Annotated in this window: 17 protein-coding genes, 1 tRNA gene and 1 pseudogene; 7 read left to right on the top strand and 12 right to left on the bottom strand. The window is 69.6% G+C overall.

What is annotated here, in order from left to right; translation table 11 throughout:
* The first annotated feature begins 43 nt into the window (after positions 1-43).
* Together DMB66_RS02760 and DMB66_RS02755 are read left to right on the top strand one after the other, a co-directional pair.
* Positions 44-1,552, top strand: coding sequence for a phosphatase PAP2 family protein (locus DMB66_RS02760; protein WP_125802400.1), 1,509 nt, complete (start codon positions 44-46; stop codon positions 1,550-1,552).
* A complete protein-coding gene (locus tag DMB66_RS02755; protein WP_125802399.1) occupies positions 1,549-2,559 on the top strand; it encodes an endonuclease/exonuclease/phosphatase family protein in 1,011 nt (336 codons plus the stop codon). Before DMB66_RS02760 ends, DMB66_RS02755 begins: the two co-directional genes overlap by 4 nt.
* A 44-nt stretch (positions 2,560-2,603) precedes the next feature.
* Here the strand turns inward: DMB66_RS02755 and DMB66_RS60985 are convergent, their stop codons facing one another.
* The 3 genes from DMB66_RS60985 to DMB66_RS62395 form a co-directional block, all read right to left on the bottom strand.
* The gene (locus DMB66_RS60985; RefSeq protein WP_158647126.1) at positions 2,604-3,086 is read right to left on the bottom strand and encodes a hypothetical protein; all 483 of its coding nucleotides are present in this window, start codon (positions 3,084-3,086) and stop codon (positions 2,604-2,606) included.
* A gap of 133 nt (positions 3,087-3,219) precedes the next feature.
* Positions 3,220-4,767: a diguanylate cyclase gene (locus DMB66_RS02740; protein WP_233624252.1), complete on the bottom strand. Its 1,548-nt coding sequence runs from the start codon at positions 4,765-4,767 to the stop codon at positions 3,220-3,222.
* Positions 4,768-4,909: 142 nt separating this feature from the next.
* Positions 4,910-6,769, bottom strand: coding sequence for a fibronectin type III domain-containing protein (locus tag DMB66_RS62395; protein ID WP_199751828.1), 1,860 nt, complete (start codon positions 6,767-6,769; stop codon positions 4,910-4,912).
* Positions 6,770-6,865: 96 nt separating this feature from the next.
* On the opposite strand from DMB66_RS62395, the gene DMB66_RS02730 reads away from it, so the two are divergent.
* Positions 6,866-7,789, top strand: coding sequence for a hypothetical protein (locus DMB66_RS02730; protein WP_125802395.1), 924 nt, complete (start codon positions 6,866-6,868; stop codon positions 7,787-7,789).
* Between the two features lie 15 nt (positions 7,790-7,804).
* Here DMB66_RS02730 and DMB66_RS02725 read toward each other — a convergent pair whose 3' ends face one another.
* The 4 genes from DMB66_RS02725 to DMB66_RS02710 form a co-directional block, all read right to left on the bottom strand.
* The gene (locus tag DMB66_RS02725) at positions 7,805-7,978 is read right to left on the bottom strand and encodes a hypothetical protein (RefSeq protein ID WP_023561122.1); all 174 of its coding nucleotides are present in this window, start codon (positions 7,976-7,978) and stop codon (positions 7,805-7,807) included.
* Between the two features lie 65 nt (positions 7,979-8,043).
* Positions 8,044-8,499 (bottom strand): Rrf2 family transcriptional regulator, encoded by a 456-nt coding sequence (locus DMB66_RS02720; RefSeq protein ID WP_125802394.1) that lies wholly within the window; start codon positions 8,497-8,499, stop codon positions 8,044-8,046.
* Between the two features lie 72 nt (positions 8,500-8,571).
* Entirely contained in the window at positions 8,572-9,504 is a 933-nt protein-coding gene (locus DMB66_RS02715; protein ID WP_125802393.1) for an AraC family transcriptional regulator, read from the bottom strand.
* 246 nt (positions 9,505-9,750) lie between these two features.
* Positions 9,751-10,182, bottom strand: coding sequence for an SsgA family sporulation/cell division regulator (locus DMB66_RS02710; protein ID WP_020514863.1), 432 nt, complete (start codon positions 10,180-10,182; stop codon positions 9,751-9,753).
* A 317-nt stretch (positions 10,183-10,499) separates the two neighbouring features.
* On the opposite strand from DMB66_RS02710, the gene DMB66_RS02705 reads away from it, so the two are divergent.
* Positions 10,500-10,925: a TIGR02611 family protein gene (locus tag DMB66_RS02705; RefSeq protein ID WP_125802392.1), complete on the top strand. Its 426-nt coding sequence runs from the start codon at positions 10,500-10,502 to the stop codon at positions 10,923-10,925.
* 60 nt (positions 10,926-10,985) lie between these two features.
* Positions 10,986-11,057: transfer RNA gene (locus tag DMB66_RS02700), tRNA-Val, on the top strand.
* A 236-nt stretch (positions 11,058-11,293) separates the two neighbouring features.
* On the opposite strand, the gene DMB66_RS63440 is transcribed toward DMB66_RS02700, so the two are convergent.
* From DMB66_RS63440 to DMB66_RS63435, 5 genes are all read right to left on the bottom strand, one after another.
* Positions 11,294-11,968 (bottom strand): integrase core domain-containing protein, encoded by a 675-nt coding sequence (locus tag DMB66_RS63440; protein WP_233624251.1) that lies wholly within the window; start codon positions 11,966-11,968, stop codon positions 11,294-11,296.
* Positions 11,965-12,390 (bottom strand): hypothetical protein, encoded by a 426-nt coding sequence (locus DMB66_RS62385; RefSeq protein WP_199751825.1) that lies wholly within the window; start codon positions 12,388-12,390, stop codon positions 11,965-11,967. The genes DMB66_RS63440 and DMB66_RS62385 overlap by 4 nt, the downstream gene beginning before the upstream one ends.
* A gap of 1,491 nt (positions 12,391-13,881) precedes the next feature.
* Complete coding sequence (locus tag DMB66_RS02690; RefSeq protein WP_158647125.1) at positions 13,882-14,154, bottom strand: transposase; 273 nt, start codon at positions 14,152-14,154, stop codon at positions 13,882-13,884.
* Between the two features lie 88 nt (positions 14,155-14,242).
* Positions 14,243-14,563: a hypothetical protein gene (locus DMB66_RS02685; protein WP_125802390.1), complete on the bottom strand. Its 321-nt coding sequence runs from the start codon at positions 14,561-14,563 to the stop codon at positions 14,243-14,245.
* 315 nt (positions 14,564-14,878) lie between these two features.
* Positions 14,879-15,079, bottom strand: a complete 201-nt coding sequence (locus DMB66_RS63435) for a hypothetical protein (protein ID WP_233624250.1) — start codon at positions 15,077-15,079, stop codon at positions 14,879-14,881.
* An 880-nt stretch (positions 15,080-15,959) separates the two neighbouring features.
* Between DMB66_RS63435 and DMB66_RS02680 the strand changes: the two genes are divergently transcribed.
* Together DMB66_RS02680 and DMB66_RS02675 are read left to right on the top strand one after the other, a co-directional pair.
* The gene (locus DMB66_RS02680) at positions 15,960-18,521 is read left to right on the top strand and encodes a LamG domain-containing protein (protein WP_233624249.1); all 2,562 of its coding nucleotides are present in this window, start codon (positions 15,960-15,962) and stop codon (positions 18,519-18,521) included.
* A gap of 60 nt (positions 18,522-18,581) precedes the next feature.
* Positions 18,582-20,053: pseudogene (locus DMB66_RS02675) on the top strand (hypothetical protein); the annotation flags it as partial.

Genomic DNA, 20,053 nt, shown 5'->3' with positions numbered 1-20,053 from the left:
CCGCGCACCCGGCGTAGGACCCCCCATCGAGCAGGAGCCCACGATGTCCACCGACGAAGGCAGGATCCACAAAGTCATCGGCTGGGCGCCGCTGCGGCACTTCACCGGGCGCAGCCTGCTGGGCCTGCTCGCGGTCGTGGCGGTCGGACTCGGCTTCGGCCTGCTCCTGCTGCTGGTCCGGCTGCGCTGGGACCCGCTGCGGAGCCTCGACCACGGCGTGGCCGACGGGCTGAACCGGCTCGTGGCGCCGCACAAACCGGTGGTCACCGTGCTGGAGGCGCTGACCGACCTCGGCGGCCGGCCGGTGCTGATGTGGCTGGTCTCCGTCGCCGTCGTGCTGCTGCTGATCCGGCGGCGCACCCGCCTCGCGGCCTACCTGGTCGTCACCGGCGTCGGCGCGCTGCTGCTCGACCCGTCGCTCAAGACCCTGGTCGGCCGGCTGCGCCCGGTGGTCGACGTGCCGGTGTCGACCGCGCCGGGCAACAGCTTCCCGAGCGGGCACGCGCTCGGCTCGTTCGTCGCCTACGGCGCGCTGCTGCTGGTCTTCCTGCCCGCCGTGGCGCCGCGCTGGCGCAAGGCCGTGATCGCGCTGGTCGCCGCGATCGTCGTGCTCGTCGGCGGCACCCGGCTCGCGCTCGGCGTGCACTTCCTCTCCGACGTGCTGGCCGGCTGGCTGCTCGGCGCGGCCTGGCTCGGCGTGACCGCGTACGCCTTCCGGTTGTGGCGCCGCGAGGTCGGCAGCCCGGTCGGCCCGTGGGAAGAGGGGCTGGAGCCGGAGGCGGGACACGACATCACCCCGGCACCGGACGAGGAGAAGCTGCTGCCGCACCCGTGGGCCGGCGCGGCCGAACTGCTGGTCGGCTGGGTCCTCACCTTCGGCACGCTGTACGTCCTGGGCTGGGCCGTCACCAACCACACGGAAGGCACCTGGATCCGGTCCGCCGACGTGGGCTTCGTCCGCTGGCTGCAGACCTTCCGCACACCGTCGCTCGACGACCTCAGCTATCTGTGGAGCAAGGCCGGCGACACCCACATGATCCTGCTGGTGTCGCTGGTCTTCTGCCCGCTGGTGCTGGCCCTGTGGCGGCGCTGGCGCCCGGTGCTCTTCGTGGTGCTGGCCATGTTCGGCGAGCTGAGCCTGTTCCTGACCGCGGCCGCCGCCGTGGGCCGGCCGCGCCCGCCGGTCGAGCAGCTCGACGGGCAGATGCCCACGTCGTCCTTCCCGTCCGGGCACATCGCCGCGACCATGTGTCTCTACGTCGCCATCGCGATCCTGGTGCTGCCGCGGGTCCGGGCCTGGTGGCGGTGGCTCTTCGTGGCCCTCGCGGTGATCATGCCGGCCGGCGTCGCGCTGTCCCGGATGTACCGCGGCATGCACCACCCGACCGACTTCCTCGGCGCGGGCGTGCTGACCGCCTGCTGGATGACCCTGCTCTGGTTCGTGCTACGCCCCAACGCCGACGTGGCCGAGGGCAACCGAGCCGACGCCGGTGAGCTCGCCGAGCGGGACGCGGACCAGGACCTGACCGGCTCCGCCGAGGCGGTACGGTGACCGTCCGGCTCCTCACCTGGAACATCCGGACCGGCGGCAGCGGCGGCCGGCTCGACGCCCTGGTCACCCTGCTGCGCCGGGAGCGGCCGGACATCCTCGCGCTGCAGGAACTGCGCGGGTTTCCGGGCCGGCGGATGCGCCAGGTGGCCGGGGCGCTGGGGATGACGCCGTTCCTCGCGCCCTCCGTCTTCGGCCAGGCCGTCGCGGTGCTGGTCCGGCCGCCGCTGCGGATCATCGACTGGTCCGGGGTCCGGTGGCGGCTGCACCACGCCGCGGCGGCCGTCCGGGTGCCGACCACCGCGGGACAGCTCACGGTGGTCAGCACCCATCTGCACCCGCTCTCGCCGTACCGGCGGCTGCGGGAGGCCCGCTTCCTCGCCGCGCGGCACCGGCCCGCCAAGGGGCCTGTGCTGCTCGCCGGCGACCTCAACGCCCTGGACCCGGGAACGGATCACACGCGGCGGCTGGCGGCGCTCAGCGGGCCGTACCGGCGCCGCCATCTTGCCGCCGACGGTACGGCGGACACCCGCGCGATCGCGGCCTTCGAGGCCGCGGGTTTCGTGGACCTGTGGCCGAAGGCCGCTTCCTATCGGGAAGCAGAGCTGGAGCCTGTTTCCTTTGGGGAAGCAGAGCTGGAGCCTGTTGCCCTTGGGGAAGCAGAGCTGGAGCCTGTTGCCCTTGGGGAAGCAGAGCTGGAGCCTGTTTCCTATCGGGAAGCAGAGCTGGAGCCGGCCGAGCCTGTTTCCTATGGGGAAGCAGAGCTGGAGCCGGCGGAGCCTGTTTCCTATCGGGAAGCAGAGCTGGAGCAGCCGGGTGCGGATGCCGGGCTCACCGTGCCGACCAGCCGGGGCGGCGGCGAGGAGTTCTCCAGCGCCGGGATGCGGCTCGACTACCTGCTGGCCAGCCCCTCGGTCGCGGCCCACGCGCAGAACATGCGGGTGTTGCGCGGCGCCGAGGCCGAATACGCCTCCGACCACTACCCGCTCGCCGTCGACCTGGATCTGTAGGTCGAGGCCGCACCGGGCGCCGCCACCGGATCGCCCCGCACCGATCAGGAGCAGCCCGGGTAGCCCGTCCCACGGAAGTGCTTCTTGACCTTCGTCGGCACGCCCTCACAATAATCGGCGCTGCCGCCGCCGACGGACTGCCACGACCCGGAGACGTAGCGGAAGGTCTCCACCTCGCTGTCGGACTGGGCGGCGGACCGGACGGCGATCGCGTAGTTCTGGTAGCACTGCACGTCGCGCACCTCATGTCCCGCGGGGAGCTTGTCGTACTTGTCCTTCAGGACCGCCAGCAGGGTGTCGGCGGTGACCGGGCAGCCCGCTGGCTGCGCCTTGGAGGTCGGCGCCTTGGACGTCGAAGCCGTGGTGGTCGGCGCCTGGACCGGCGTGTCGCTGGGCGGCGTGCTGGCGGTGTAGGCCACGGTGGGCGAGCCCGCCGTGGGCTGGTTCGCGCCGGTGCTGCCACAGGCCGCGAGGCCTGCGGCCAAGGCGCCGCCCAGGACGAGGATCGAAACGGTACGTGCTGACATCTGGTGTCTCCCCCGAACGACGTGATCTCTTGCCGGGAAAGCTATTCGGCCCCGACACACACTTGTGATCACGCCTTCGTGCCACCACGGATCGACAGACGCCGCTTGTTCCACGCGCGGCGCGGAGAGATCGTCAAAGGTCGGCGACGACGCGGTCGCGGCCCTCGCGCTTGGCCACGTAGAGGTTCCGGTCGGCCAGCGACAGCAGTGTCGAACTCGTGGCCCGGCCCTCCGGTGCGGTTGTGACGCCGATGCTCGTGGTCACCGGCGTCGTGCCGGTGATCGGCTCCCAGGTGTGCGCCCGGATCCGCAGCCGCAGCCGTTCGCAGCGCTCGGTCGCCTCCTCGGCGGCCACGCCCGGCAGCACCAGCAGGAACTCCTCGCCGCCGATCCGTGCCGCGATCATCGGCCCGGTCGCCGAGTCGGTCAGCATCCGGGACACCTCCTGCAGCACCGTGTCCCCGGTGCTGTGCGACAGCGTGTCGTTGATCCGCTTGAAGTGGTCCAGGTCCAGGATCGCCAGCGAGAGCGGGGTACGCCGGGCGACCGCCTCGCTGAGCAGGGCGGGCAGCCGCTCGTTGACGTACCGCCGGTTCCACAGGCCGGTCAGCGCGTCGCGGTGGGCCATCTCCCGGAAATGGTCGCTGGCCCGGCGCGCCTCGGTCGCCTCGAAGACCGCCTGCAGCGCCCGGGCCTGCGCCGCCCGCTGCATCGAGTGCAGGGCCGATGCCGCCGCATGGAACGCGCGGTGCTCGGCGTACGCCTCCTGGTACCGGCCGGTGGCGGCGAACAGGGCCGCCTGCTCCTCGCGGGCCTGTGCCCGTACCCGGTCGAGGCCGCGCTCCTCGGCCAGCGCGACCGCGGCGTCCAGCGCCTCCTGGGCGGATTTGTAGCGCCGGTCGAGCCGGCGCGCCTCCGCCAGGGTGAGCATGCACACGGCCGGGGCGTCACCCTCGTGGCTGAGCAGGGCGGACGTCGGGCCGTCCAGGATGATGTGCAGCGCCTGCTCGACCGCGGCGTAGTCGCCGCTCATCATCTCGATCCGGGCGATCGTGTCGAGTTCGAGGGCGCCGAACTCCAGCCCGCCGCGGACCAGGACCTCGCGCATGTGCCCGACGAGTTCGCGGGCACCGGCCTCGTTGTCGTTCTCGAAGGCCGTGTAGGCCATGTTGTTCAGGATGTTCATCGTCAGCTCGTGGTCGCCGACGGCCGAGGCGATAGTGAGCGCCTCCCGGAACCGGCGGTCGCCCTCCTCGGTCGAGCCGCTCTCGTCCAGCGCCACGGCGAGGCTCATCAGGTGCCGGGCGCGGACGTTCTGCGGCTCGTCGTCGGTGAGGTTGGCGACGCACTGCACCCCGTGGCTGAGTCCCTCGGAGAGATCGCCGATCTGCCGGTAGAAGACGGAGAGCAGCCGGTGCGCGCGGGCCAGCAGGAACGGATGGTCGTGCTGCTGGGCCCAGGCCAGCACCTGGTGCGCCCGCTGACCGCCCTGCTCGGAGCGGCCCTCGCGCACCAGCGAGTGGGCGCGCAGCAGCCGCGCCCGCATGACCAGGTCCTGTTCGCCCAGCTCGTCGGCTCGCTGCTCGACCGCGGCGGCCGGCGCCGCCACCGACCGGAACTGGGCCTGCGGGCGGCTCTCGAGTTCCACCAGGGTCGCCTCGAGCGCCGTTCGCTCAACCACGACCACGGCACCGGCCGTTTGCGCCGCCTCCGTCGTCACTCGTACTCCCGCTTTCCCCCGTGGGTCCCCGGCTGGGTCCTCGGCAACCGTTGCGATCGGAAGTCGATGGTGATTGCTGAGGTGTTGCTCGGTTGCAAGTCGGTTACTTGCGCTTGGTGCACACGGCTTCGGACTCGGCGACCTGGTCGACGGTGTAGACGACCGCCACGGAGAAGCAGTAGTTGTTCTGCCGGTTGAGCCCGTACACGACGTAGTCGGTGGTGCCGGCGGGCAGCTGCTGGAACGCCCGCTGTTCCTGCCCGGTCCGGCCGCCGGAGATCAGCACCGGGCCCTCGGAACCCTTGGGATACCGCCAGGTCAGCGAGACGCTGTCCCGGTTGTCCTGGAGCTTCACGTCGGTCGGGGCGACGGCGGCGTTGGTCGGCCGCACGGACGCCGAGGCAGCCGGCGCCGACGGGGAGGCGGGGGTGGTCGCGCCGGCACTGGGAGCGGCGGCCGGGCCGGCGCCGTCGTTTGGCCGGGTCGCGACCACGATCGCGGCCGCGGCCGCGATCCCGGCGACGAGCACGCCGGCCAGCACGAGAGCATTCCGGCCGGAGTGCCGGTCCGGCCGCTCCACCGGTACGGGCAACCGCCGGTCGACGACGGACACGGCGGACTGCTCCGCCGGCAGCCGTGGGCCGGGCGGATATTCCTCGGGCGGGTATGCGGCCGGCGGCAACGAGTCGGGCGGCCACGGCCCGGGTGGCTCCACGGCCCACGCCTGCGGCGGCACCGCCCGGACACCGGGTGCCTCCTCGACGGGCGGGGCGGAGGCGGCCATCTGTGGCGGCGGGATGGTCTCCGGCCAGGGCTGCCGGGCCTGGGCGGGCGCCGGCGGGGGAGGCTCGGACCAGGCACCCGTGGCCGGTTCGGCCCGCGCCTGGCCGGGCTCAGCCGATGGCGAGGTGGGCCAGGTCTGTTCGGGCTGCGCCGGGTTTGTTGTTTCCGGCACGGGCCAGATCTGCGACGGCGCGGCCGGCCGGTAGGCCTCCTGGGGCTCGCCCGGTCCGGTGGGGCGCGCCGCGGTGCGCTGCGGAGCGAACCCCGGCACCCGCGGTGGCGGAGTCACTGCGAGGCGTGTCGGAGCCGCCGGTGAGGTCAGGGGCAGGGGGATCGGCGGTTCGGTGCGGGCGTGCAGGCCGGTCGGGTCGCCCGGGGCGGGAGGCTCCTGGCGTACCGGATGAACCCCCGGGGCGGTCGCCGGCACCCGGGTGACGCCCGCCGCCGGGCCGCCGGCGGCCGGGCCGGACGAGCGCTGCACCCGGCCGCACACGTGCCGGCCCGAGGCCTCCGCCCCGGCCAGCCGGGCGACCTGCCGGCCCAGCGGGTGGTCCGGCGGCAGGTAGCGGGCGCACAGCTCCTGGGCCTGGCTGAAGTGCCGCAGAGCGGCGGCGCCCTGGCCGCACTCGCGCTCCATCCCGGCGAGCCGGGCCAGCATCTTGATGCCCGCCGGGGAGTCCTCGCCGTGCGCCTCGTTGTGCCGGGTCCAGGCGTCGGCCAGCCGGTCCCGGGCGGCCGTGCAGTGCCCGGCGGCGTGCTCGGCGGTGGCCAGGTCGGCCTCGGCGGCCAGGACCCGCGCCGACCGCGAGCCGTCCACTGCGGTCAGTTCGCCGACCAGGTCGTGGTAGAGCTGCGCCGCCCGGCCGTGGTTGCCCACCCGGTGCAGCACGGCCGCGTGGGTGGCCGCCGCGGCGATGGTGCGCTCGTCGTGCGGGCCGTGCAGGCGCTCCTCCGCGGCGTGCGCGAAGCCGGCCCAGGTGCGGGCCGCGTGCGGGTCGCCGAGGGCGATCAGGATCCGGGCCTGCAGCGCCGCGGCCAGCGCCAGGTCGGGGGAGGCGCGCTGCGGATCGGCGTCGGCCGGATCCAGCCCCTCGGCGAGCACGTCCCTGGCAGCGGCGAGGTCGCCCGCGGAGGTGAGAGTCTGCGCCTGGGCGGTGAGTTCGGCGAGCGGAGGTGCCACGTGTCTCATAGTGTCTGCCCGGACACCCTCGGTACAAGACCCGGCTTGCGGTGACCCGGCCCCACCTGCGCGGACGCGACGCCGTATAACTCGGATATGACAGCCGACAGCGTCTCCAACGTCAAGCGTGAGATTCTCGTCCGTCACCTCGAGGCGTGGGCGCCCGCCGCTTTGCACCGGGCCCGCCGCGCCACCTACGTCCACGGGTACGCCGATGCCGGGCCGGAGCTGGCGCAGGCCGCGCTGCGGGTCTTCGTGGAACAGTCCGACCTGGTCCGGGGGCGTGAGCTGACGATGGTCGCGCTGGGCGAGGAGGTCGCCGGGGTGGGTGCGCAGCTCGCCGCCGTTCAGCAGGAGGCCGGCGCCGCGGCGGGGCTGACTGTCCACACCATGCCCGGCGGCACGGATGCGCGGCTCGCGGTGGCGCTGCAGGCGGTCGGCGCTGGGCGCGTACCGCTGCTTGCTTTTCTGGATGCGACGGCCGCCGGCGGGCCGCCGCTGCCCGCGACCGTCGCGGCGCTGACCGCGGGCAAGCCCGCGGAGGCGGTGATCGTGGTCCCGGCCGCCGGCTTCCGGGCCGACGACTACCGCGCGGAGCTGCGTGCCGCGGGGTTCCCGCTGGTCGCCGCGGTGGAGCTGGCGGTCGGCGAGGAGCCCGGCGAGGTGCTGGTGTTCGCCACGCAGTCGGGCAAAAACCTGGAGAGTTTCAAGGACGTGCTGTGGGCGGTCGACGAGTATGCCGGGGTGCGCTACCGCGATCCCGGTGACCCCGAGCGGCACCTCATCGACATCTCGCTGAACCCGCATCCGGGGCCGCTGCGCCGTGAGCTGCTGGCGCATCTCGCCGAGGTGGGCGAGGCGACGGTGACCGAGCTGCGGACCTTCGCGCTGACCGAGACGGTCTACCGGGCCGCGGACGCGACCCGGGTGCTGCAGGCGCTGCTGACCGCCGGGTCGGTGACCCGGCGGCCGGAGCACGGTCGGCTGGGCGGCGACGTGGTCATCGCCGCGGCGGCTTGACGTTCACCGCCTGCGTCAGGACTTGTCCTGCTTCCACGACAGCGGGCCGGGCAGGTCCACGCGGTGCGCCCGGGCCTTCGAGTTCCAGGACCAGCGTCCGATCTTGATGGACCAGGACGAGAATCCCCGCTGCGTGAAGTTCAGGATCAGCGGCCCGAACTTCTTGCGACTGCGGTACATGATGCCCATCGGGGGAGTCCTTCCGTGAAGTGCCAGGGACCGGAAGATTCCCGATAGTGGATGTCGGCAAACCCTCAGCGGGGCTGCCAGGCATCGGGCCTGGTGGTGAGCTTGCGGACGTGGGCCGGCATGCGCCCGCTGATCAGCTCGGCGAGGCTCACCTCGTCGACGACCTCACGGACGGCGGAGCGGACGGCGACCCAGAGATTGGGCAGGTTTTCGGCCGCGCCGGAGTATTTCGTCTCCTCGGGGCGCAGCCCGCGGACACCCGCGAGTGGACCGTCGACGGCCCGCAGAATCTGGCCGATTGTCACGTCCCGGGGGCTTTGTGACAGCGTGTAGCCACCTTCGGCGCCGCGTTGAGCTCTGACCACCCCGGCGCGGCGCAGGTCTGCCAGCACTGCCTCGAGGAACTTCCGGGGCATGGTCTGGTCCTGGGCGATGGCCTGGGCGGACATCAGGGCCGGGTAGGCGTTGGCCAAGCTCAGCGCCGCCCGTACCGCGTAGTCGCCGCGCGCGGAGATCTGCACCCCTCCATCATGCCGCGTCGAAGCTCGCGCCCCTCGCGCACCCCGGGAATTATGGGAATTCGGGCATTACGCTTAGTCAGAATTCAGTCGCTGGGCCGGGACTCTGGCGCCGATGTCGGCCACGTCGTCGGCCACCTGGTCCGGCATCGCGGCCGCCGCGGTGGCCCGGAAGGCGCCCGGGCTCAGCCCCGCCTCGCGGTGGAAGAAGCGCCCGAAGTTGGTCGGCTCGCCGAAGCCGAGCCGGCGGCCGATCTCGGCCACCGACAACTCCGTGCAGGCCAGCAGCCGCTGGGCCTCGAGCGAGACCCGGTCGTCGACGACCTGCTTCGCGGTGCGCCCGGTGACCGCGAGGCAGGCCCGGGTCAGCGTGCGCACCGAGCAGCCGAGCCGGGCGGCGTAGTCCTCGACCCGCCGGCTGTGCGGATGGCCGTCCTCCAGATCGCGGCGAAACCGGGCGAAGGTCCGGCTCTCGGCGCTCGTCGAGACGAAGCGCCGGTTGTCCCCGGAGCCCAGCAGGGCGATCCGCAGCAGCAGCACGGCGAGCTGATGGCGGAGCAGCGCGGCGGCGACCGCGCCGGACCGGTGCCGGGTGCAGTCGACCCCGAGCTGGGCGACCTCCGTGATCACCGCGTCCTCATCCTCGCCGGCGAGCTGCCAGCGGTTCGGCCCGGGAAGATCGTCGACCGGTACGCCGGTGACGTCGGCGGCCGAGAGCAGTTCCCGGTCCCAGGAGACCAGGGTGGCGTCCAGTCCCGGCTCGATGCCGAAGCGCACCGCCTGACCGGGCCGGATCCAGAGCAGCGTGCCGGGCCGGCAGCGCTGCGGGGCGAAGTCGATCTCGACCGTGCCGTGCCCGGTGGTGGTCAGCGCCAGGAGGTGGTACGGCAGCCGGCGGGGCGTGGGATGCGGCGTCGCCAGGTCGGTCTCGGACAGCGTCCAGGTGCCCACGCCGGCCCAGTTCGGGGCGGGTGCGGACCGGCTCAGGCGCGCGGTGGAGGTGACCATCGAGCCGACCGTATCGGGCCGTGACCTGGGATGCACGTGTCAGTGCGGGTGCTGGGCCAGATCGGCGGTGGGAGCCGGAAATCAAGGGCTAAATCTGGCATAAAGACCGTTCGATGGTGCTATTCGCTTTCTGCCCCGGAATCCGCTTTAACCTGGCCTCTGTCCGTTTCTCGTCCGCCGGTAGTAAAAAAGCGACCCGCGCGGACCGGCAGTGTCCGCGCGGGTCGCCCCGGTAATTCCCTGTCGCTATCGACCGGCCAGCAGCCGGTTCACCGCCGCGTCCACGTCCAGGTGCTCGGACTCGCGGCCCCGCGGCACCACCACGTAGGTGCGCCGCAGGAACCGAACCAGGACGCTGCGCGGCACTTCGAACAGCGCGTTGCCGTCTGGCGACGACAGCGCGAGGGCGACGAAGTCGCCCCGCGGCGTGGCCCACGGCCACACCCGGACGTCCCCGATGCCCGCGGGCTCATCGAGCCCGGTCACGAGCAGTTCCCGCGCGAAGGACCAGCTAACGGCTTCCCCACCGGCTGATTCTGCGTGGAACAACACGTGGACCGCGTACGGGTCGGCTGGGTCGTACCGCAGACTGGCGCGCACGGGCAGAGCCGTGGCATCTGGCGCTACGAGCCGCAGCGAGGTTTCGACCTCGACGGTCGTTGGACGAATGGTACTCATGGACGAACTCCCCCCGGCACCGCTGCGAGGCTGGTGAACCCCGCGTTTCCCATACTCAGGTGATCCCTGTCATTACGCTCCGCCATACGCTGATCTCACCCAGTAGTGGGAAGGCGGTTCCGATAAGCTCTCCGAACGAGCCGTTAAACGGTATCTTGTCCTGTTCTGCCCATGTACTCGGTTCCGCCCGGCGTCGGGTGGTCCAGCAGTTGACTCACTCCGGTAACGTCCATTCCTCCCGGGTAGTGACGGGGACGGGGAACACTAGGGGATGAAATGACCGGGAGCCCGCGATCTTTGCCGCGAAAGTGAACGAGATGTCCCAATCGGAACCCCTGACCGAAACACCACCCGAGGATCACTCACCTCTGGGCGTGCTGGACCGGATCCGCGCCAACCCGACCGGGCGCCTGGCGCTGAAGGTCGGCATCGGCGTGCTGGGAGCCATCGTGGTGGCGGTCGGCATCGTGCTGATCCCGTTCCCCGGCCCCGGCTGGGCGATCGTGATCCTGGGCCTGGCGATCTGGGCGGTCGAGTTCCACTGGGCGCGCAGGTTGCTGCACTTCACCAAGAAACACGTCCAGTCCTGGACGCACTGGGTGCTACGGCAGTCGCTGCCGATGCGCGCCCTGATCGGCACGGCCGGCTTCATCTTCATCTCCGGGGTGGTCTGGCTCTCGGTCAAGCTGACCATGGGCGTCGACCTGGCATCGGTGATCTGGAACTTCGTCACCGGCGCCTGACTCGCTGGGACCCTGGCTCGCGTGCGCGGGCGAGGGTCCGGTAGAGTCTGACTCCGTTGAGGGCGATTAGCTCAGCGGGAGAGCGCTCCGTTCACACCGGAGAGGTCACTGGTTCGATCCCAGTATCGCCCACATAGCCTTTTAGCTGCCAAAACACCCGTCGTAGAGATCATCTGCGACGGGTGTTTTGTCATGATTTTGGGAGCGAACGGGGAGCAGCGACCCCGGTCAGTTGGTGACCTCTCCCAAAACACGATTTGTCTGCTCCCTGCGTGAGCGCCACTATGTCGCCAAGGTGGTCACCGTTTGCCGGTGTCCTCCCAGCGTTTCTGCAGGCCTGTACCTGCCGGAAATGCCATCCGGGCAGGTCAGGCGGCATGCTCGTACTCGTGAAGGATGCCGCCGAGGCGGTCACGTCGGTGGATGTTCAGGTGGGCGAGCCGATCCGGGTCGGTCATCGGTTCGGGTAACGGTGCGAGTGGGCGGGCGTTGGCGATGCCCTGATGCGGGCGGTGCCCGTTGTAGAAGACCTCGTACTCGCGCAGCGCGTGCAGCAGGTGCCGCTGGTTGAAGATCAAAGTACGGTCGAGCAGCTCGCGGCGGCAGGTCCGCACCCAGCGTTCCATCATCGCGTTCATCCGGGGCATCCGGACACCGCTGAGCACAACGTTGATGCCGGCGTCGGCAAGGACCGCATCGAACAGAGCCGGATACTTGCCGTCCCGATCCCGGATCAGGTACTTCACCCGGCATCCCGCGTCCTCCAGGTCCATCACCAGGTTACGAGCGGTCTGACTCACCCAGGCCGCGCTCGGGTGCCCGGTCGCGCCGAGGATGCGGACGTGGCGGCTGGCATGCTCGACGACCGCCAAGACGTACATCCGGGTGCCAGTCAGCGTGATCGTCTCGAAGAAGTCCGCAGCCAGCAGCGCCTCGGCCTGCGAACGCAGGAACCGCGCCCACGTGGTAGCCGCGCGGTCCGGGGCCGGATCGATCCCGGCCTCACGCAGGATCTCCCAGACCGTGGACGCGGCGACTTTCACCCCGAGGGTGAGCAGTTCCCCATGTACCCGCCGGTACCCCAGGACGGGTTCTCCCGGACCAGGCGCAGCACCAGCACGCGGATCGAACGTACGGTGCGTGGCCGTCCCCGCCGGCGGGGACGCGACGCCGTCGCGTGGCGGCGGGCATGGAGGTCACGATGCCAGCGCAGCACAGTGTCGGGCCGCACCAACAGCCGCAGGCGGTACAAGCTGGGTCTGGGCAGCGTGCTGAGCAGCGCGGCCAGCCAGGCCCGATCGGCCGGCTCGAACCGGACCCGCTGCCCGCCGAGCTGGCGGTGCAGCACCGCGAGCTGGTGCCGCAGGGTAAGGATCTCCGCGTCCTTGTCCCGGTCACTGCCCGGCAGTAGCCGCAGCAGCGCGAACGCGTTGGTGATACCCAGGTACGCCAGTCGCAGCAGCATGAGACGGCATCATCGCGTAGCCACCGACGGCGAGGCCCACCAGGACACTGAAACCCGACGAACCAAGATCGTCCTTGCCTGCCGAAACACCCCCTGACCAGCACGGACGTATTTGTCGGCAGGTACAGGGCCTGCGTATTCGCCGCAAGGCTTTTGTCTCCACAGCGGACGTCGCCCCGGGAACGGCGGCCGGGGGACGAACTGTTGTGGAACGGTTGGCGCGCTGCAGGCACGGTCCCACAGTACGGACGACAGTCACGTACATCGAGGCTTAGATGTGACGCAACGAATCCTTCGCTTTCTCCGGCGGCGGCCGGACCCGCGTGCTGAGTCTTATGTCAGAGGCCGTCACCCCCGCTCATGGGGCTGCCAGCGGCCGGTCCAACGGGAGGCCATCGATTCGATCCGGACCGGGGTCTCATCCTCTGCGGGCGCACAGACCGTCGAGGTGGCATCGCGGATCCTGCGGGCGCGCAACGGAACGCTACGCAAAATAGCCGGGGTGCCCTACCGATGGGGCAGGCGGGGCACCAACCTGCCGCGTTGGGCATGCGCACGGTCGAACATCGGTTCGCACGGGGCGCCATGCCTGCGCCAGCGTCCCGCCCTCGCGTGACGCGGGGGCACCACACCACGGACCGGGCCAACGCCCCCGTTTACCCCCCGAAATCCCCTGCCAAGTGATAACCATCAGTGACAAGTGATTACCGCAGCCCTGGGACGTTTGTGCAGCTCAGTGCGAGATGCCGACGATTGATGACAAGCCCTGGAGCGTGACGGTCGGTAAGAGGGGGTCAAGGGTTGACAACCGATGGCAAGCCTCGACAGAGGTTCGCTAATAGGAGGTCGTGGATTCAATCCCCTTGTTCGCGATGAGTAAATCGCCCCGACGCCGACGCATGGTGATGGAGATCTAGTCGAACCTTGAACGTACAGGATGGACGCGTTACCTCGCGACCACGAGGCCGCGACCATTTGGTGGTTTGCCACGCCCGAGGGATCGAGCGGCAGTGATATCAGTAGCTCGTTAGGGCTGGCTGCGCCCAAGCAGCGCAGCCGCGAGTGAGCGGCAGCGAGTTGCCCGACGAGGCGATCACGCTGGCGGCACTGCACTACACCGGCTATCGGCACGTCATCGTCACCCTATGGTCAATCGGCGACCGACGCGCCCCATAGGTCGCGGCCGACGTCTACCGCCGGCTGGTCCAGGGCGGTCGGCTGGACGTCGCACCGGCCGCCTTCGCCTTGCACGACGCCGTCCACGATCTCCGCCGGGGCAACCGCGACCGACCCGACGTCTGGACACCCCTCGGACTGTAATCTGGATCAGCGGAGCTCGCTGCTGACGAGCGGTCGGCTTACGGTCATGCCACTTGTGGTACCAGGACTCGGACAATCCGAGCGCGCGGCAGGTCGCCGCGTGCGGCACACCGTGCTCGGTCCCCTGGGAACTGATGAAGGCGGCTACAGCTACTTCATCGCCTTCTTCACTCACAGGACCACGGAACGCTTGAGGACATCGCGCTCCATTGCCAGCTCGGCGTTCTCACGCCGTAGCCGCAGCAGCTCGGCCGGTTCGGACTCCGACACGCCGCCGTTGGACGGCAGCCGCTGCTCGATGTCCTTGTTTACCCAGTTCGCCAGGGTGCCCTCGTTGATCCCGAGATCCCGGGCCACCTGCGCGACGGGCTTGTTCGTCTCCTGCACGATGCGGACCGCCCCGACCTTGAACTCGGGGTCGAACCGACGTCTTGTTTCAGCCATAACCATCTATCCATTTAGGTCTGGCCTCCACGCTGCAGGGGAAGATCAGTTCGTCATGTCGGTCGTGTCCAGGGCTGAACTCGGCGCCTCAGCTTCCGGGGCGAGGACCCGGATCTGGTGGTTGATTGAACGGGTCCTGCGGTGCGGGCGGCGGCGAGTACGGCGGCGGTTGTTGGGTGGGCGGCGGCGGGTACTGGGCCTGGGGTGGGTATGGGGGCTGTTGCTGGTAGTGGTTCTGTGGTGGGTAGCCGTAGGGCGGTGGGGCCTGACGGCGGCGAATTCTGCTGCTTCGGATCAGCAGGTAGATCAGGTACGCGGCGCCGCCGACGACGAGTAGGCAGCACAGTCCACGGATGAGCAGCGTTCCGGTTGCGTAGCCGACGTCGTATGCGGATTCTTCCGGGGTCAAGCGCCGCCTCCAAGGTAGGGGGATGAGCGGGGGCCGCCATCCGGGTTCGCCGGCGAGACGCTACCTGCTCAGCCGCTGTGACTCGGTCCCCGGGTCACCCATGACTTCGGGTGAACGCGTGCGTGTCGCGACCCCAGTTACGTTGTGTGATCACTTCGTCGCACGTGTGCCATGGCGTCCGTTTTGTGGTTGCGGTTTGTGATCTTGTTTTACAGGGCTTTGTCGATGCCTCTACAGTTCGGTCGCCGCTTCACATACACGGGGGAAATTCATGGTGAGCGTCGCTGCGTGGGGTCGTGTCCGCTCGAAGACTCTTCAACGTTCAACAACCTGGGCGGCTGCGCCGTTGCTGCTGGCATCGGTCATCGTCGGTGTGGTGCCGGCGGCTGCCTCGGCCGTGCCCGCCGCTGCTGCGCCGCTTCGGTTGCCGGCCGCGGTGACCGCGCAGGACGAGAAGTCGGCCCTGCGTTTGGCGCAGGAGTCCGGTACCAGGGTCGAGGTCATGTCCGAGCGCACGGAGCGCTCCCAGTTCTTCGCCGAGCCCGATGGGCGCCTGACCTACGAGTCGGCGGTGCTGCCGCAGCGGGTGCGGCGTGCCAGTGGTGAGTGGGCTGATGTGGATCTGACTCTGCAGCGCACCGAGGGTGGGGCGGTAACGCCGAAGGCATCGGCTGCGGACGTGCGTTTCTCGTCCGGTGGTAAGGGCCCGCTGGTGACCCTGGTGGAGGACAAGAAGACGTTGACGCTGAGCTGGTCGGGTGGAGACCTGCCCGCGCCGACGCTCTCCGGCGCCACGGCGACCTATGCGGAGGTGTTGCCGGGCGTGGATCTGGTCGTGCGTCCGACGGAGATCGGCTTCTCCCATGTGCTGGCGATCAAGTCGGCTGCCGCCGCCGCGAATCCGGAGCTGCGGGCCGTTACCTTTGACGTCGGCGGTGACGCGAGGGTGTCGCGGCTGCGTGACGGTTCGTTGCAGGCCGTCGCGGGCCGGGAGTTGGTGGCGTCTGCTCCTGCGCCGGGTATGTGGGATTCGCGGGATCGTACAACGGCGGCGAAGAGCTCCGCGAAGACCGCCGCCGCGGTCGCGGGTGCCGCAGATGACCCATCGACAGCGGTGGCGGCCGCGGACACGGCGCGGACGGCTGTAGTGCAGACCGAGGTGACCGCGGCCGGGGATCTCGTACTCAAGCCGGATGCGGCGATGTTGGCCGGGGCGGCGACGTTCCCGCTGTTCATCGACCCGGACTGGAGCGTCGGGAAGAAGCGCTGGGCTTACTCGACGAACAACAACACGAACAACTCCGATGTGTCGCGTGCCCGGGTGGGCATGGATCCGGACGGGCGGATCTACCGGTCGTACTTCGAGTTCTCCACTGCGGCGATCAAGGACAAGCACGTGGAGTCGGCGAAGGTGAAGATGGTGTTGGACCACTCGTGGTCGTGCACGAACACCTGGACCAGCATCTTCAGCGCGAACCCGATCTCCGGCACGCCGCGTACGGCGTGGAAGTCGTCGAAACCGTTCCTGAAGCACTTGGGGGCGGAGGACTCACATGCCAATGAGGGGTCGGGTTGTTCGGATTCGCCGCAGCTGGACATGACGATTGACTTCGACGGTGCGGGGGTGACCAGCTGGCTGAACGGCATCACCCACAACGGTGCGGCCACGGGGACTGTCGCGTTCAGCGCCGGCAACGCGACGCTGGGATATGAGAACGCCAAGGATAGGTGGAAGAAGTTCTTTCCCCTTAAGGCGAAGCTGATCGCTGACGTCGACGCCCGGCCAGCCAAGCCGACCCAGTTGCAGGTCAACAAGGTCGCCTGCAAGGCCGGCACGACGGCCATCGGGATCGGCATCACCAACCCGTACTTCGGGGCGTTCATGACTGACTCCGATCGGAGCCAGGCGCTGAAGAGCACCTGGGAGTGGTCCAAGGTCACCGGCGCCACGATGTCGCCGATGACGGCGCCGGGCGTCACGTCCACGCCCGCGCATGCACTGGACTTCAGCGCGCGGGTCGCGGGGGCTGTCACGGACAACACGTACGCCTTCCGTGTCAGGGCCACGGACCCTGCTCCGTACGGGCTCATCGGTGCTTGGTCGGACTGGTGTTACTTCCGGGTGGACACCTCCGATCCGCCGGTTATCGGCGAGGAACTGGTCAAGCCGGAAGGGCCGGGTAAGCCGGGCACCTATCGGATCACGTCCACGGCGCTCGACGTGGTGAAGTTCCGCTACGGCTGGAACGGCGCGGGTAGAGAGGTAGCTGCGGCCTCCTGGACCAACGACAGCGGCAAGCTGGTGAAGGCGGCCACGGTCGAATTGACGGTGCTGAAGTACGGCCAGAGCAACCTGGAACTGCAGGCGGTCGACAGCACGAACAACGTGGGGGACGGCTCGATCCCGATCTCTGTGGACTCGCCGGCGTCTCCGGTGGCGCACTGGGGTCTGGAGACCGACCCGAGCAGGGGCGTCGATGCGGCTCTGGCGGACCGGTCCGAGTCGGTGGGTAGGACGCCGCTGGCAGGCGCCGGTGTCGGCTGGACTGACGGGCAGCGCCTCGTCGGTGGGGAAGCGGCCACCTTCAGCGGTGTCGGCGCTCTTGCCACCACCGGGCCGGTGGTCGACACCACCGGAACCTACGCCGTGGCCGCTTGGGTACGGGTGGGTCAGACGACCGTTTCGCAGACCATCGCGTCGCAGGACGACGGCGATGACGCCAGCTTCGTGCTGCAGTTCCGCAGCGACGACCGAAGCGGTGACGGCACCCCCGACAAGTCGTTCTGTTTCGGCATGCTGAGCGCGGCCGGTAGCACCCCGGCGGCGATGTCGACGGTCTGCGCGGTCAACGCGGCGGTGGCGGGTCGATGGACCCACGTCGCCGGAGGCTATGACGCCACCGAGAAGAAGATGCGTTTGTGGATCAACGGCGTCAACGTCCCCGAGGTCGCGGCTCCCGCGGCGTGGAAAGCGGTCGGACCGCTACGTGTCGGCGAGCGCAAGAGTGCCGGGGTGTCGAGCGACAAGCTGTACGGTCACGTCGCCGACGTGCAGGTTTTCGACCGGATGCTGGTCGACGAGGATTTCACCGGAAAGCCGGCCCTGCCCAGCTCGAACATGGTCGACGAGCCCGGCATCCTCACCCCGATCAACGTGGGGCTGTGGGACTTCCAGAACGCGAGTGCTTGTGCTGACCCTGCCAACCCGGACGGTTGTGACGCGCCTGACGGTGCCGCATGGCACCGTACGCTGCGACTGACCCAGGGCACGGATATCCCTGACGGTGGCGGCTTCGCCATCTTCGACAACGAGCAGCTGGACTGGGTCATGCCGGGCGAGCCCGGCTACGGCATCACAACCCGCGAGTACGGCTTATCACAACGCAACACCGCGTTGGAGGGCGAGCCGGCGCAGTGGCAGGACGTCCCTGTGCTTCGCACCGATCAGTCGTTCACCGTCTCGGCACGTGTATACGTGGACTCGACGGCGGCGACGATGACGGCCATCGCCCCGAAGGGCGGCAAACAGTCGGCGTTCTACCTGGGCACGCGACCATCCACGGTCAACGGGGTGACTGCTCACTACTTCGAGGCGATGGTGCCGTCGTCCGATCAGAATCTCGGTGAGACATACACCCGGATCACCGCAGCCAAGCCGCTGACCGATGCCGACGAAGGCTTATGGACTCAGCTGACACTGGTCTATGACGCGGGCGCCGGCACGATGACGCTTTATGTCAGCGGCCAGGAAAAGCCGGCGATCAAACCCGTCGGCGCGCTGTGGAACGCTGCCGGACCGCTGGCTGTCGGTGGCGGCTGGTACACCCCGGACAATGCCGCGGGCGCCTGGACCGAGAACTGGTTCGGCGGTATCGACGACGTTCACGTCTACCAGGGCGCGATGAACGCCGCTCAGGTCAGAAAGATCACGGAATCGCCGACCGAGGACGAGTCATAGCGGTTCACGCTCATCGCCCCGTACCTTGCCGCGACTCGCGCCTGTTCAGGAGAGCCCGTCATGAGCCGTACCCCTCGCCGTCCCTACGTGATCGGCCGGATCGCCCGCGCCGTCCGGCCGCGCCTGCTCTGTGCCGGTGTCGTGACCGGTGCCCTGGTCGCCTCGACGCTGGCCGCCACGCCGGCGCAGGCCGAGCCCGTCAAGCCCGGGCATCTCACCGCCCAGGTCGAGAAGCTCGACAAGCACGGCGGTGAGGTCACCGGCATCGGTTGGAAACCCGCACCCCGTCCGGCAGCTAACCTTCCGGCACCGCAGTGGCCCGCCGCAGGCACGAAGATCAACTCTTCGGCTGTGGGCGCCAACCGTAAGACTGCCGCAGCCGCGGCAACACCGTCGCAGATCAGCGCGACGGTGCTCGACCGTGCGGCGTTGCCCCAACGCTGGCGGGCCGGCGTCGTCGCGAAGGTGTCGGCGCAGTCCACTGGCACAGCATCGTTCGCGATGAACTACGCGAAGTTCCGGCACGCCTACGGCGGCGACTGGGCATCCAGGCTCCGGCTCTGGCGGCTTCCCGAGTGCGCCCTGACCACCCCCGACAAACCGGGCTGCTCCGCCGCACTGCTGCCCTCGCGCAATGACGGCGCGACCACAACAGTCACCGCGGACCTCACCGTGTCAACCGCCCCCCAGAAACAGTCGGCCTCCGGCACGGCGAGCGCGGCGGGTTCCGTCGCGGCGGCGAGCACCTTGGTGGCGTTGGCTGCCGCACCGTCGGGTCCCTCGGGTGACTTCACCGCGACGCCGCTGTCGGCGACATCGAGCTGGTCGGCCGGCGGTTCGACGGGATCGTTCACCTGGTCGTATCCGATGCGTACGGTCCCGTCGATCGGTGGTAAGTCGCCGGGCGTTTCCCTGTCCTACTCGTCTTCCAGCGTCGACGGTCGCTCGTCGGCGACCAACAGCCAGCCCTCCTGGGTCGGCGAGGGCTTCGAATACGCGCCGGGATTCATCGAGCGCCGGTACGTGTCCTGCTCCGAGGACAAGGCCGGCGATGACAACAACCCCACCTCCACCGGCGACCTGTGCTGGCGCTCGAACAACGCGACACTGTCGTTGGCCGGCAACAGCACCGAGCTGGTCTATGAGAGTGGGAAGGGATGGCACTCCCGCACTGAGGACGGCTCGAAGATCGTGCGGCTGACCGGTGCCGACAACGGCGACCAGGACGGTGAGCACTGGAAGGTCACCACGACCGACGGCACCCAGTACTTCTTCGGTCGTAACAAGTTGCCGGGTGAGACTTCCGAGACCAACTCGGCGTGGACCGTGCCCGTCTACGGCAACCACGCCGGCGAGCCCGGACACGCCACGACGTTCTCCGACTCGCGCGAGACCCAGGCCTGGCGGTGGAACCTCGACTACGCCATCGACACACACGGCGAAACCACCTCGTTCTGGTACAACAAGGAAGTCAACCAGTACGCGGCCGAGGCAACCGAAAGTAAGAACGTCTCCTACGTGCGCGGCGGCAC

The sequence above is a fragment of the Actinoplanes sp. ATCC 53533 genome, from assembly GCF_003947245.1.
The sequence above is the reverse complement of the archived record's forward strand: the minus strand, read 5'-3'. Positions and strand labels throughout refer to the sequence as shown.

Bases quoted from the DNA above. Each gene is read 5' to 3' on its own strand.
- DMB66_RS02760 (WP_125802400.1), top strand. From the start codon at position 44: ATGTCCACCGACGAAGGCAGGATCCACAAAGTCATCGGCTGGGCGCCG.
- DMB66_RS60985 (WP_158647126.1), bottom strand. From the start codon at position 3,086: ATGTCAGCACGTACCGTTTCGATCCTCGTCCTGGGCGGCGCCTTGGCC.
- DMB66_RS02730 (WP_125802395.1), top strand. From the start codon at position 6,866: ATGACAGCCGACAGCGTCTCCAACGTCAAGCGTGAGATTCTCGTCCGT.
- DMB66_RS02725 (WP_023561122.1), bottom strand. From the start codon at position 7,978: ATGGGCATCATGTACCGCAGTCGCAAGAAGTTCGGGCCGCTGATCCTG.
- DMB66_RS02715 (WP_125802393.1), bottom strand. From the start codon at position 9,504: ATGGTCACCTCCACCGCGCGCCTGAGCCGGTCCGCACCCGCCCCGAAC.
- DMB66_RS02710 (WP_020514863.1), bottom strand. From the start codon at position 10,182: ATGAGTACCATTCGTCCAACGACCGTCGAGGTCGAAACCTCGCTGCGG.
- DMB66_RS02705 (WP_125802392.1), top strand. From the start codon at position 10,500: ATGTCCCAATCGGAACCCCTGACCGAAACACCACCCGAGGATCACTCA.
- DMB66_RS62385 (WP_199751825.1), bottom strand. From the start codon at position 12,390: ATGCTGCTGCGACTGGCGTACCTGGGTATCACCAACGCGTTCGCGCTG.
- DMB66_RS02690 (WP_158647125.1), bottom strand. From the start codon at position 14,154: ATGGCTGAAACAAGACGTCGGTTCGACCCCGAGTTCAAGGTCGGGGCG.